This is a genomic window from Cupriavidus pauculus, assembly GCF_008801835.1.
In the GTDB taxonomy this organism is placed as follows: Bacteria; Pseudomonadota; Gammaproteobacteria; order Burkholderiales; family Burkholderiaceae; genus Cupriavidus; species Cupriavidus pauculus.
The window spans coordinates 55,543-68,970 of record NZ_VZOW01000021.1; the positions used below are offsets into that span (position 1 = coordinate 55,543).

Sequence of the window (13,428 nt, forward strand, 5' to 3'; positions counted from 1 at the left end):
GCCATCCTGAGTGCAAGGCGTTGGACCGGGTCATCCGCGGCATTGACGGCGAAGCGTCATGCTGCCAGAGACACCGGCCAGTCGCCCGGCCCTCAGATCGCCAGGCGCTTGCGGCCCTTGGCGCGACGCGCGTTGATGACGGCACGGCCGCCGCGGGTCTTCATGCGCACGCGGAAACCATGGGTACGCTTGCGGCGGGTAACGGAAGGTTGGTAGGTACGTTTCATGTTGCACTCTCTGGTTGATCCGGGCTTTCCGGGCGCCGGCCGATGCCGGAGCGCCTTGGCCGCCGCGTATGGTTCGCATGGGGCTGCCGCAATGCGGACGCTCTGCATTCAAATCAGAGAGGTCGCTGCGGCCTTGCCGACGATTCTGGTTCTGTCTTGCTGCCGGCCGCCGCTGGCCGCGCCGCAAACGACGAAGCACTGGCGGGGATCAGACCGCTTGCCTGATGCCGCACATGCGGACATGTTGCGGTACGGGCCAGACCCGGCGATGCGCATACGTGATCCCCTGCCGCATCGCAGAACCCGCCATTTAACCGATTTTCGTAAACCGTGTCAAGGCGGCCGATGGCTGGTGACGTAATGTCCGCCACAGCGGCGCCGTGTCGGCCGGGCCTTGGGCGGTGCGTCATTGTCCACAATATTCGGTGGGTAACTTTTTGTCTGCTGGGGAGCATGCGCCGGGGCCATCGACCACGGCCAAGTCTTTGTTTCCGATGCATTAACAGGCCGGACGGGCATATCGGGCCATGCCTGCGGGGGCAAGTTGTGCACATCAATCCACTGAATCTTCACAACTTGTCCACAGGGTTATCCTTTGTGGATAACTCGGGCAGGGGGGTACAATCCCGGTCCAAACACAACACGGGCCGCGTGGCGCACGCACAACCCGAGACTTCCTGCCATCGGTATACCGTCGTGTCCAGTGCCCGGTATACCTGTCGTCAGCCGCCAGATGTCATGCGCAGCGCATGGGGGCGGCGTCTTGCCTTTCGCGTTCGGCAATGCGGCGCGAGGCAGGCAGGGGTCCCGCGGATGCTTGCGCTTCGATATCCGTGATGCGTTGCCACCAGGCGGCGCGGTCACTTAAAACAACACATGCAAGATTTCTGGCAGGCGGCAGCCGCGCAACTCGAGCGCGAACTGACGCCGCAACAGTACAAAACCTGGATCAAGCCGTTGGCGCCCGTCGCCTTCGACGAGGAAGCGCATGCGCTGCGGATTGCTGCGCCCAATCGCTTCAAGCTCGACTGGGTCAAGAGCCAGTTCTCGGGCCGTATCACCGCGCTCGCGTGCGAATACTGGGAAACGCAGGTTAGCGTTCACTTCGTCCTGGATCCTGCTGCATCGGGCCGTACGGCCACCTATGCGCAGCAGGCCATGCAGCAGGGCCAGGACGCCGGCCATCCGCACGCCGGCATGGGCGCAGCGGCGCCGTATCCGGGCGCGGCCGGCGGCGCACAGCCGGGGATGAACGGACAGCCGCACGCGCCAGCGCCCCAGATGGGCGGATTTCATGACTATCCGGGCCAGCAGCATGCCGCACAGCCCGGCTACGGTCCGATGTCGGGACAGTCCGCGTATCCGGCGTCGCCGTCCGCGATGCCAAACCGCGGCGCCGTGCCTACCGGCCACCCGTTGCAGGGCAATGCCGGCGGCCACGCACCCGAGATGGGTGAAATCGACATGGCCCAGATGGATCCGGCCGAGGCCAGCGCGCGCTCGTACCGGGTGCCGTCGCAGCAGCCGGCGGCGACTGGCGCCGTGCAGCAGAACGATACGGTGCACGAGCGTTCGCGCCTGAATCCAATCCTGACGTTCGACAATTTCGTTACCGGCAAGGCCAACCAGCTGGCGCGCGCCGCGGCGATCCAGGTCGCCAACAATCCCGGCAAGTCGTACAACCCGCTCTATCTGTATGGCGGCGTCGGCTTGGGCAAGACTCACTTGATTCACGCCATCGGCAATTTCATGCTGATGGAAAACCCGCGTGCGCGCATCCGCTACATCCACGCCGAACAATATGTGTCCGACGTGGTGAAGGCCTACCAGCGCAAGGCGTTCGACGAATTCAAGCGCTACTACCATTCGCTGGACCTGCTGCTGATCGACGATATTCAGTTCTTTTCGGGCAAGAACCGAACGCAGGAAGAATTCTTCTACGCGTTCGAGGCGCTGATCGCCAATCGCGCGCAGGTGATCATTACCAGCGATACGTATCCCAAGGAAATCACAGGTATCGATGACCGATTAATCTCGCGTTTCGATTCCGGCCTGACCGTGGCGATCGAGCCGCCCGAGCTGGAAATGCGCGTGGCGATCCTGATGAAGAAGGCCGCGGCGGAAAACGTCAGCGTGCCCGAGGAAGTTGCGTTCTTTGTGGCCAAGCATCTGCGCTCCAACGTTCGCGAGTTGGAAGGCGCCCTGCGCAAGATCCTGGCGTTTTCGAACTTCCATGGCAAGGACATCACGATCGAGGTCACGCGCGAGGCCTTGAAGGATCTGCTGACCGTGCAGAACCGCCAGATCTCGGTGGAAAACATCCAGAAGACCTGCGCGGATTTCTACAACATCAAGGTCGCGGACATGTATTCGAAAAAGCGGCCCGCCAATATCGCGCGACCGCGCCAGATCGCCATGTATCTGGCCAAGGAACTGACGCAGAAAAGCCTGCCCGAAATCGGCGAGCTGTTTGGTGGACGCGATCACACCACGGTGCTGCACGCCGTGCGCAAGATTGCCGACGAGCGCAGCAAGGACGCGCAGCTCAACCACGAATTGCACGTGCTGGAACAGACGCTCAAGGGCTGAGCCTGCGCGCGGTTTTTGGCCGCGCAGGCGCCTGCGCGGGTTTTTCAGGGCCGGCCTTGCCGGGCTGGCATACTACAGGGTGCGCGTCCGGCGGCAAACGGACGCCAAAGCAACAGTTGGATCGCAGGAATTCGGCCTCAGATAAGGCTTTGCGGTGAGTCGGGACAAATTGGCGGGGGCAACCGCACCGCGGCGTGGCATTTTGTGCACAGCCGGGCGCTCCGCCGGATTTGCCCCGCTTCACCGCAGCGGCTTATCCTTGGTACAATGCGACTTTAACTCCTTGATTCCTAAGAAAATTTGGATATCGGGAAGGTTCGCCTGATTCTGCGGTCGCCGACGACAAACGACGAAGGATAAATTCAATGCAATTGGTCAAAACCTCGCGAGACAATCTGCTGCGTCCGCTGCAAATCGTGAGCGGCATCGTGGAGCGCCGCCACACCCTCCCGATCCTGGCCAACCTGCTGATTCGCAAGTCCGGCTCCAATGTGTCCTTTCTTTCGACGGACATCGAAATCCAGATCACCACGCACGCCGAATGCGGCGTTGGCAGCGACGACGTTGCCACCACCGTGGCGGCGCGCAAGCTGCTCGATATTCTGCGCGCAATGCCCGACGGCGACGTGGCGCTGTCGCTCAACGACAAGCGCATGACGGTGCAGTCCGGCAAAAGCCGGTTCGCGCTGCAGACGCTGGCCGCCGAGGAATTCCCGACGGTTGCCGAAGCCGCCGAATTCAACGCCAGCGTGAGCCTGCCGCAGAAGACCTTCAAGCATCTGCTGGCGATGGTCCATTTCGCGATGGCCCAGCAGGACATCCGCTATTACCTGAATGGCATGCTGCTGGTGGTCGATGGCAAGAAGGTCATGGCCGTTGCCACCGACGGCCACCGCCTCGCGTACTGCGGCGTCGAGCTCGAAAACGAAGCCGCCGGCGTGGGTTCGCGGCAGGAAGTGATTATTCCGCGCAAGACCATTCTGGAACTGCAACGCCTGCTCGAAGACAACGACGATCCCGTGCAGGTGCAACTGGCGGCAAATCAGGTCAAGTTCACGTTTGCCAATGTGGAACTGATCAGCAAGCTGGTGGAAGGCAAGTTCCCGGATTTCCAGCGCGTCATTCCGAAGGGCTACAAGAATGCCTTCGCCATTGACCGCGTGAAGTTGCAGCAGGCGCTGCAGCGCACCGCGATTCTGACCACCGACAAATTCAAGGGCGTGCGCTGCATTCTTGATACGCACGTCCTGAAAATCAGCTCGACCAACGCCGATCAGGAAGAGGCGCAGGAAGAACTGGAACTCGATTATTCGGGCGATGCGCTCGATATCGGCTTTAACGTGACCTATCTGCTCGATGTGCTCGCCAACCTCAAGAGCGAACAGGTACAGGTCAGCCTCGGCGACTCCAATTCGAGTGCGCTGATCACTGTGCCGGAAGACGACAACTTCAAGTATGTCGTGATGCCGATGCGCATTTGATGGCCACCACCAAGTCGCCATCCATACACAATCGGGCACGCACCGCAGCAGGGGCCGGATCCACGCGATCCGCCCCTTTTGCCGTTTTTAAGTAACCCGCAAATGCGGATTTGCCGCACCCGCCGCCTCTGGGCGCAGGTCGGCTTTCTCCGCTTTTGCCGTGAGTATCGTGAGTAGGAAAACATGACCGACCAGCAAAATCCGCAGCAAGAAAACTCTTACGGCGCCTCTTCGATCCAGATCCTGGAAGGCCTGGAAGCGGTGCGCAAGCGTCCCGGCATGTATATCGGCGATACGTCGGACGGCACCGGCCTGCACCATCTGGTGTTTGAGGTGCTGGACAATTCGATCGATGAAGCGCTGGCCGGTTATTGCACCGAAATCCTGGTCACGATCCATAGCGACAACTCGATTTCGATCGTGGACAACGGCCGCGGCATTCCGCCGGCCATCAAGTTCGACGACAAGCACGAACCCAAGCGCAGCGCGGCGGAAATCGCCATGACCGAACTGCACGCTGGCGGCAAGTTCAACCAGAACAGCTACAAGGTGTCCGGCGGCCTGCACGGCGTGGGCGTGTCCTGCGTGAATGCGCTGTCGAAATGGCTGCGCCTGACCGTGCGCCGCGACGGCCAGGTCAACCTGATCGAATTCGCCAAGGGCGAGGTGCAGAATCGCATTATCGAGACCGTGACCGGCCCGGACGGCCAGCCCGTGGAAGTGTCGCCGATGAAAATCGTCGGCGCCACCGACAAGCGCGGCACCGAGGTGCATTTCCTGGCCGACGAGGAAATCTTCACGAATGTCGAGTTCCATTACGAAGTGCTGTCCAAGCGCATTCGAGAACTGTCGTTCCTGAATAACGGCGTCCATATCCGACTGGTCGACCAGCGCACCGGCAAGGAAGAGGATTTTGCCTTTGCCGGCGGCGTGAAGGGTTTTGTCGAATACATCAATCGCGCCAAGACCACGCTGCACCCGAATATCTTCTACGCCAATGCAGAGAAAGAGGGCATTACCGTCGAAGTCGCCATGCAATGGAACGATGGCTATAACGAGCAGGTGCTCTGCTTCACCAACAACATTCCGCAGCGCGACGGCGGCACCCATTTGACCGGCCTGCGCGCAGCGATGACGCGCGTCATCAACAAGTACATCGAAGAAAACGAGATCGCCAAGCGCGCCAAGGTGGAAACCAGCGGCGATGACATGCGCGAAGGCCTGGCGTGTGTGCTCTCGGTCAAGGTGCCCGAGCCCAAGTTCAGCTCGCAGACCAAGGACAAACTCGTGTCGTCCGAAGTGCGGCTGCCGGTGGAAGAACTGGTCGGCAAGGCGCTGACCGATTTCCTGCTGGAAACACCGGCCGACGCCAAGATCATCTGCGGCAAGATCGTCGACGCAGCGCGCGCGCGCGAGGCGGCCCGCAAGGCCCGTGAAATGACGCGACGCAAGGGCGTAATGGACGGCATGGGCTTGCCGGGCAAGCTGGCCGACTGCCAGGAAAAGGATCCGGCACAGTCCGAACTGTTCCTGGTGGAGGGCGACTCCGCAGGCGGATCGGCCAAGCAAGGCCGCGACCGTAAGTTCCAGGCCATCCTGCCGCTCAAGGGCAAGATCCTGAACGTCGAGCGCGCGCGTTTCGACAAGATGCTGTCGAGCCAGGAAGTGCTGACGCTGATCACCGCGCTGGGCACGGGCATCGGCAAGGAAGACTACAACCTCGACAAGCTGCGCTATCACCGCATCATCATCATGACCGATGCGGACGTCGACGGCTCGCACATCCGCACCCTGCTGCTGACGTTCTTTTATCGCCAGATGCCGGACATCATCGAGCGCGGCTACGTCTATATCGCGCAGCCGCCGCTCTACAAGATCAAGCACGGCAAGGAAGAGCGCTATATCAAGGACGATACCGAGCTGAACGCCTACATGCTGAAGCTGGCGATGGAAAAGGCCAGCCTCGTGCGTCCGGACGGCAGCGAGATCAACGGCGATGCGCTGACCGAACTGGCCCGCCAGTACCAACTGGCCGAGGGCGTGATCGGCCGCCTGTCGCGAATCGTCGATACCGATGCGCTGCGCGCCATCGCCGACGGCGTGGCGCTCGACCTCGACAGCGCTGCCGCGGCTGAGGCATCCGCCGTCGCGCTGAAGGCCAAGCTGGCCGAGATGCATGGCAAGACGCTGCTCGGCGCCGCAGTGAACGACGACGGCACGGCCGACGTCTACGCGCAATTCGACGAGAAGACCGACAAGCACCGCCTGATGATCGCGCGCCGCCACCACGGCAACGTGCGGCTGTCGCACCTGGACGCCGATTTCGTCCACGGCGCCGACTACGCAGCACTGGCGCGCGCCGCCACCACGTTCCAGGGCCTGATCCCCGACGGCACGAAGGTCAAGCGCGGCGAAGGGGAGAAAATGCGCGAGCAAACCGTCGCCGATTTCCACCAAGCCATGCAATGGCTGCTGAGCGAAGCCGAACGCGGCGTATCGCGCCAGCGCTACAAGGGTCTTGGCGAAATGAACCCCGAGCAATTGTTCGAAACCACGCTCGACGTCACGCAACGCCGCCTGCTCCGTGTACAAATCGAAGACGCCATCGCCGCCGACCAGATCTTTACCACCCTGATGGGCGACGAAGTAGAACCGCGCCGCAACTTCATCGAATCCAATGCGCTGGTGGCTCGGAATATTGATGTTTGAGGGAGGAGGTAATTAATTTGGGTGTCACAACACCCAATCCCTCGCCACAAAAAATCCCGGCAATGCCGGGATTTTTTTCAACCGCCAGCCTTCACCCCAAAAAAAATCAATACACCCCCGGCAACAATCTCCATGTGCGCGCGCAATAGCGTTCATATTCCTCGCCAAACTGGTCACGCAGCAGTGCTTCTTCTGCGCGGATTCGGGCGATCAGTGGGGGCAGCAGAAGTAGTGCCAATAACACGCCGACAACCGACCGGAATACCAGCGCCCAGCCTAGCGAGCCGATGATGAAGCCGAGATAGCTCGGATGGCGAATCGTGCGGTAGATGCCCGTTGTCACGAGCGTGTGGCCGGGCTGGATCGCGACCAGGCCGCTGAAGCGTTGGCCGAGTATGAATACGGGATAGAGTCGCAGGGCGCCGCCGATGAGGAATAGGGCAAAGCCGGACCAGCGGACCGTTTGGCCGTCGATGACCCAGAGCGACATGCGGTCGCAATAGGCGGGCAAATATCCTAGCAGCAGTCCTAGTACGCCGAATGCCCAGAGTACCCATCGGTTGCCGCGATCCTCGCGTTCGCCGGGGCTGATATTGCCGCCGGAAAATACCGCGATAATCGCCATGACCATCATGGCTGCAGCGGTTGCTGAGCGTGCGGCGTCGGCAAAGTAGGGTGCGATTCCGCCCCAGCCGAGAATCGGCAACGCCAGGTAGGCCAGGGATGCCGCGATAGTGAGGAACACCAGCCCGGGTTTGGGTTGCATAGGGCCTCCGTTGTCGCTCGGTTTGCTGTGTAGGTTAGGCGCGTCCACGCCCAAACGTCCACCGCGCGCCGAACGTCACATGCGTACCAGTATCGATAACGCCCGCTGCGGCTCCGTGATTCGATGTGACAATACCGGATTGTCCAAGCCCCATTACGATGTCTGCCATGCCGCTTATCGATCTCAAAAATCTTCAGCAAGCCGCCGCCGATTTTGGTGAAGTGCGGGGTTGGGGCAAATATCACAGTCCCAAGAACCTGGCGATGGCGCTCAGTGTGGAAGTGGCCGAGCTGGTCGAGATCTTTCAGTGGCAGACCGAGAATGAATCGCGGCGGATTATGCAGACCGCGGAGCGCGATCACGTCGAGCAGGAGCTGGCCGATATCACGATTTATCTGACGCAGCTGGTGACGGCGCTTGGTGTCGATCTCGATGCTGCCGTGCGCAAGAAAATGGAGATGAACGCGCGCAAGTATCCGGCGCCTGGCGCGGGTGATTGATGCGCCGTGCCACGCGCTATTCACGCGTCCGAATGTGGACAGTCACGTGCGTCAAATCCGGCTAGACTTGCTTCATTGCGAATTGCGGAGATCGAGTCATGGCGGGGCGCAAGCACGGTGAGGCGGCGAGCAATATCCATATCGGCATCGGCGGCTGGAATTTTGCGCCGTGGCGTGACAACTTCTATCCCGCAGGTCTGGCGCACACGCGCGAGCTGGAATATGCCAGTCGGCATCTCACCGCGATAGAAATCAACAGCACGTATCACGGCACGCAGAAGCGCACGTCGTTTGCCAATTGGCGCGATGCCACGCCGGACGGCTTTGTGTTTTCCGTGAAGGCGTCGCGCTTTGCCACCAATCGACGCATTCTGGCCGAGGGCGCCGATTCCATCCATCGCTTTATCGACAGTGGCATCGCCGAGTTGCGCGAAAAGCTGGGTCCGGTGGTCTGGCAATTCGCGCCCACCAAGCAGTTTGTGCCGGACGATTTCGAGGCGTTTCTGGATCTGCTGCCGGACTCGGTCGAAGGCGTCAAGCTGCGTCACGTACTCGAGGTGCGTCACGAGAGTTTCATGTGCGAGGCGTATCTGAAACTCGCGCGCAAATTCAAGGCGGCTACGGTATTTACCGATTCCCCAAAGTTTCCATCGTTCGCCGATCCCACAGCCGATTTCATTTACGCGCGGCTGATGAATGCGCAGGAAAATGTGGCGACTGGCTACGATGCCAAAGACCTCGATCAGTGGGCGTTGCGTGCCAGCGCCTGGGCTGCCGGCAAGGCGCCTGCCGATCTGCCGAATGTCGGCGAAAAATCCGGCGCGGCGCCAAAACCCAACGAGGTCTTTCTCTTCTTTATCAACGGCGCAAAAGAGCGCGCGCCCGCAGCCGCTCAGGCGCTTTTGGCGCGACTGGGCTGGACGCCGTCGGAATCCATGCCCGTAAAGGTTGCGACGACAAAACCGGCCGCGAAAACGGCCGCGACAGGCGCCGCGGTCGAGAAAACCGCCGTGAAGAAAACCGCCGAAAAGAAAACCGCTGCGAAGAAAACCGCGGGGAAGACATCCGCCCCAGCAAAGACACCAGCAAAAAAGTCACCGGCAAAAAAGTCTGCCACAAAGAAAACCGCCGCAAAGAAAGCGTCCACTACCTCGACGGCGGCGAAAAAGGCCGCACGCCAGGCAGCCTGACAGTTAGCCGCGCGAGGCCCGCATGCGTATCAGTCAGACGCCCGCACCGCCACGGCAATCAGCCCAGCGCGCGTTCTCCGCGCTGCCGCTGGCGCAGACCTGGCTCGACGCGCTGGCCCAGTCCGGATATGACGCGATGACGCCAGTGCAGGCGGCGGTGCTGCCGCTGGTGCTGGCCGGGCATGACCTGATCCTGCCGATGCCGTCGGAAGACGACAGCATTGTGGCCCTGGCCGTCGCAGTGCTGCATCGTCTCGATCCGCGCCGCTTCGACGTACAGGCGTTGGTCTTCTGCCCGACGCGCGAGCGAGCGGAGCGTGTAGCGCAATGTGCGCAACGTATCGCGCGATGTGCGGGCTATATCAAGGTGGCGACGCTGTGTAATGGTGCGTCGATGCGGCAACAAATCGACAAGCTGATTCATGGCGCGCATATCGCTGTGGGTACGCCGGGCCGATTGCTCGATCATGTCGACGCGGCCAGTCTCGATCTGCGTGCGGTGAACACGCTGGTATTCGACGAAGCGGACCTGATGCTTGACATGGGTTTTGTCGACGATCTCGCATTCGTGGCCAGTCGATGCCCCAAAGCGCGTCAGACATTGCTGCTGCATGGATCGGCCGATCCGGAGCCGGCGCCCGATGTGGTGCGGCTGGGGCGGCGCTGGATGCGCCGGCCGCGCATGCTGGCATTGATCCCGCCAGCGATGTAATGCGGCACGCACTGCGCGGCCGTCCCAACATTTCTTGCAAAGATTCGTGAAAGTCACCCTGTGTGCGGCGCCCATCCTTTGCTAATCTGAAGAGACGTGGTCCAGCCAGGGTGCGGCGCTATTGCGCGGCGCCGCACGTTTTCCCGCGAAGAACCACAACTGTTTCCAAGACGGCAACAAGGAGTCGGTGACATGAAAACCGCACGGCAGGTTCTGGAAAACAAGGCGAGTCAGGCCATCTACAGCATTTCGCCAACCGCGACGGTCTATGCTGCGCTGCAGCTGATGGCCGACAAGCGGATTGGCGCGCTGCTTGTGATGGAGCACGGCAAGATCGTCGGCATCCTCAGTGAACGGGATTACGCGCGCAAGGTGATCCTGATGCAGCGCACCTCGCGCGAGACGCTGGTGCGGGAGATCATGACCACTGCGGTGATCTACGTCCGTGCCGATCAGAGCACTGACGAATGCATGGTGATGATGACGCGGCATCGCTTGCGTCACTTGCCGGTCATGCAAGGGGACGAGTTGATCGGCATGTTGTCGATCGGCGACCTTGTGAACGACATCATCAGTGAACAGCGCTTCACAATCGAGCAACTGGAACACTACATCACGGGTGGACCCCGCTAACGGGGCCCGGCGCGCTGATCGACCGCTCGCGGGTCAGCGTCGGCCCTGATTGGCCATGATCGGCTCTGATCCGCGCTGATCGGCCGAACCTTCCTTCGGATGCCCGCATGAGCGGTGTGCCGACTGCCCGTCGCGCACCGCTGCCTTCACTCGTCCGCGTGCCGAGAGACGGACCTCGATACGCTGCGCCAAATGCTAAGCATGCATATAATTATGCGGTTATTGAATTAGGTCGCGACGATGTGATGCGCGGCCTGCCTTTGCGGCGTCCCGCGCCGCGCGCCCTCGCTCCTCCGCCCGCCTTCTTCACGCATGTCGCCGCCTGCCTCCACCGATTCCCCCGCTGTCGATTCGTCCGCGCCTCTCATCCACGATCACGCCGCGATCATGCGCGTTATCGGCGGGATCGTGCTGTGCATCCTGCTGGCGGCGCTGGACCAGACTGTCGTGATTCCGGCCGTTCCGGCCATCGCCAACGATCTCAACGGGTTTGGCCACCTCTCGTGGATCGTCACCGCGTACCTGATCGTGTCGACAGTGACCACGCCGCTGTACGGCAAGCTGTCGGACAGTTTTGGGCGCCGACGCCTGCTGATGCTGGCGATTTCGCTGTTTATCGGCGCGTCCGTGGCGTGCGCGATGGCGCAGTCGCTGACGCAGTTGATCCTGTTCCGCGCCTTGCAGGGCGTGGGCGGCGGCGGGTTGATGTCGCTGGCACAGGCTGCGATTGCCGACGTGGTGGCGCCGCGCCAGCGCGGCCGCTATCAAGGGTATCTGGCAACGGTCTGGGCGGTTTCGTCGATCGCCGGGCCCCTGGTGGGCGGCTGGGTGTCGGATCACATGTCGTGGCGTTGGCTGTTCTGGATCAACGTGCCGCTGGGCCTGCTGGCGATGGCCATGTGCTACCGCGGCCTGGCGAACCTGCGCCCGCGCGGCGGCACGCCACGGGTGGACTGGCTCGGCGCGATCCTGCTGGCGGTGGCCATCGTCGCATTTCTGCTAGCGATGAGCTGGGCCGGCGACGCCTTCGACTGGATCTCGCTGGAAATGGCGGGGCTGCTGTTACTCACGCTGCTGGCCGTCGCGGCGCTGACGTGGCAGGAACGGCGCGCGTCGGACCCGATGCTGCCGCCGCGATTGTTCCGCAACCGCGCGTATGTGATGGGCGTGGGCGCGTCCGCGCTGGCCGCGCTCAACATCTTCCTGTGCATCTTCGCGCTGCCGTTGCTTTTCCAGCTGGTGCGTGACGCCGATGCCTCGATGTCCGGTCTACTGGTGGTGCCGTTCCTGCTGTCGACCGTTGCCGGCAACTTTGTGGTGGCGTGGCTGGCGCCGCGTCTGGGCCGCATGCGCGAGATCCTGAGCGGCGGCTACGCGGCCGCCGCCGTGGGCTTGATCGCGCTGGCGGCAGTGAGTGCCACGACGCCGACCGCGCTGGTGCTGCTGGCGATGACGATTGCCGGCGTCGGCCTGGGCATGTCGATGGTCGGGACGCTGATTTCGGTACAGAACGCGCTGGAGCGGCGCGATATGGGCGCCGGCACGGGCGCGCTGCTGGTGCTGCGCTCGCTGGGCAGCGCGCTGGGCGGTGCGCTGGCCGGAACGTTGCTGGCGATGGAGTTCCGCGATGCGCTGGCGCGCTCGGGCGTGACGCAGCCGCTCGATCTGGGGTCGCTGCGTCATGGCAGCGAGGCGATGGCGCAGTTGTCGCCCGCCGTGCGCCAGATGCTGGCCGGCGGCGTCGCATCCGGTTTCCATCTGATCTTTGCCGCCGGCGCGCTGGCCGCGATCGTCGCGCTGGTGATCGTCCGCCGCATGCCGGACCTGGAATTGCGCAGCAGCGTGACCGAGCACGCGGCCAAGATCCACATGGAATGACTGCGGCCGCGCGTCATGACGCGATGCATCCGAAAGCGTAGACTTGCCTGCATTTCCAGACACCGGAGCCCGATCTCATGTCTAGCCGAAGCACCACGACCGCCGCACCGATTGTGAAACCGCTGCAACGCCTGGCACTGGCCGGCGCGCTGAGTCTCGCGGCCACGGCGGCGATGCTGCCGCACCCGGCGCGCGCCGCCGACAAGCCCGCCGGCGTGGCGATCCAACCGGCGACCCAACCGGCTGGCAATTGTCCGGCGGCGCTGAATTTCCGCTTTCCGCGTCTGCAGGACGAATCGCCGCAAAACCTTTGCCAGTACGCCGGCAAGGTGGTGCTGGTGGTCAATACCGCCAGCTATTGCGGATTCACGCCCCAATACGAAGGGCTGGAAGCGCTTTACGCCAAATATCGCGATCGCGGACTCGTGGTGCTGGGCTTCCCGTCGAACGACTTCTCGCAGGAACCGGGATCGTCGAAGGAAATTTCCGATTTCTGCTACAACACCTACGGCGTCAAGTTTCCGATGCTCGGCAAATCCCACGTGCGCGGCGGCGAAGCCAATCCGATGTACGTGCTGCTTTCCAAGGAAACCGGCACCACGCCGAAGTGGAATTTCTACAAGTACCTGATCGACCGTAAGGGCCAGGTGGTGGGCAGCTACAACAGCATGGTCAAACCGGACGACAAGCAACTGGTCGCCAGGATCGAGGAACTGCTGGGCGCTCGCTGATCCGCCGCCCCG

10 protein-coding genes and 1 pseudogene are annotated in these 13,428 nt (G+C 62.2%); 9 read left to right on the forward strand and 2 right to left on the reverse strand.

The window, feature by feature from the left end:
- Window positions 1–92 precede the first annotated feature (92 nt).
- A complete protein-coding gene (gene rpmH / locus F7R19_RS19955; RefSeq protein WP_008650850.1) occupies window positions 93–227 on the reverse strand; it encodes a 50S ribosomal protein L34 in 135 nt (44 codons plus the stop codon).
- 876 nt (window positions 228–1,103) lie between these two features.
- On the opposite strand from rpmH, the gene dnaA reads away from it, so the two are divergent.
- The 3 genes from dnaA (at window position 1,104) to gyrB (ending at window position 7,006) form a co-directional block, all read left to right on the forward strand.
- Window positions 1,104–2,816 carry a chromosomal replication initiator protein DnaA gene (dnaA, locus tag F7R19_RS19960; RefSeq protein WP_150981746.1) on the forward strand — a complete coding sequence of 571 codons (1,713 nt, stop codon included), beginning with the start codon at window positions 1,104–1,106 and terminating at the stop codon, window positions 2,814–2,816.
- A gap of 365 nt (window positions 2,817–3,181) precedes the next feature.
- Window positions 3,182–4,297, forward strand: a complete 1,116-nt coding sequence (gene dnaN, locus F7R19_RS19965; protein ID WP_061957465.1) for a DNA polymerase III subunit beta — start codon at window positions 3,182–3,184, stop codon at window positions 4,295–4,297.
- 183 nt (window positions 4,298–4,480) lie between these two features.
- Window positions 4,481–7,006: a DNA topoisomerase (ATP-hydrolyzing) subunit B gene (gyrB, locus tag F7R19_RS19970; RefSeq protein ID WP_061957466.1), complete on the forward strand. Its 2,526-nt coding sequence runs from the start codon at window positions 4,481–4,483 to the stop codon at window positions 7,004–7,006.
- Window positions 7,007–7,112: 106 nt separating this feature from the next.
- Here gyrB and F7R19_RS19975 read toward each other — a convergent pair whose 3' ends face one another.
- Window positions 7,113–7,772 (reverse strand): methyltransferase family protein, encoded by a 660-nt coding sequence (locus F7R19_RS19975; RefSeq protein WP_150981747.1) that lies wholly within the window; start codon window positions 7,770–7,772, stop codon window positions 7,113–7,115.
- Window positions 7,773–7,939: 167 nt separating this feature from the next.
- Between F7R19_RS19975 and F7R19_RS19980 the strand changes: the two genes are divergently transcribed.
- The 6 genes and pseudogenes from F7R19_RS19980 (at window position 7,940) to F7R19_RS20005 (ending at window position 13,416) form a co-directional block, all read left to right on the forward strand.
- Window positions 7,940–8,272: a nucleotide pyrophosphohydrolase gene (locus F7R19_RS19980; protein WP_150981748.1), complete on the forward strand. Its 333-nt coding sequence runs from the start codon at window positions 7,940–7,942 to the stop codon at window positions 8,270–8,272.
- Window positions 8,273–8,370: 98 nt separating this feature from the next.
- Window positions 8,371–9,198: pseudogene (locus F7R19_RS19985) on the forward strand (DUF72 domain-containing protein); the annotation flags it as partial.
- A gap of 286 nt (window positions 9,199–9,484) precedes the next feature.
- Window positions 9,485–10,174 (forward strand): DEAD/DEAH box helicase, encoded by a 690-nt coding sequence (locus F7R19_RS19990; RefSeq protein WP_150981750.1) that lies wholly within the window; start codon window positions 9,485–9,487, stop codon window positions 10,172–10,174.
- Between the two features lie 192 nt (window positions 10,175–10,366).
- The gene (locus tag F7R19_RS19995) at window positions 10,367–10,807 is read left to right on the forward strand and encodes a CBS domain-containing protein (protein WP_061959737.1); all 441 of its coding nucleotides are present in this window, start codon (window positions 10,367–10,369) and stop codon (window positions 10,805–10,807) included.
- A gap of 387 nt (window positions 10,808–11,194) precedes the next feature.
- Entirely contained in the window at window positions 11,195–12,685 is a 1,491-nt protein-coding gene (locus F7R19_RS20000; protein WP_150981767.1) for an MDR family MFS transporter, read from the forward strand.
- A 77-nt stretch (window positions 12,686–12,762) separates the two neighbouring features.
- Window positions 12,763–13,416 carry a glutathione peroxidase gene (locus F7R19_RS20005; protein ID WP_150981751.1) on the forward strand — a complete coding sequence of 218 codons (654 nt, stop codon included), beginning with the start codon at window positions 12,763–12,765 and terminating at the stop codon, window positions 13,414–13,416.
- The last annotated feature ends 12 nt before the right edge of the window (window positions 13,417–13,428 follow it).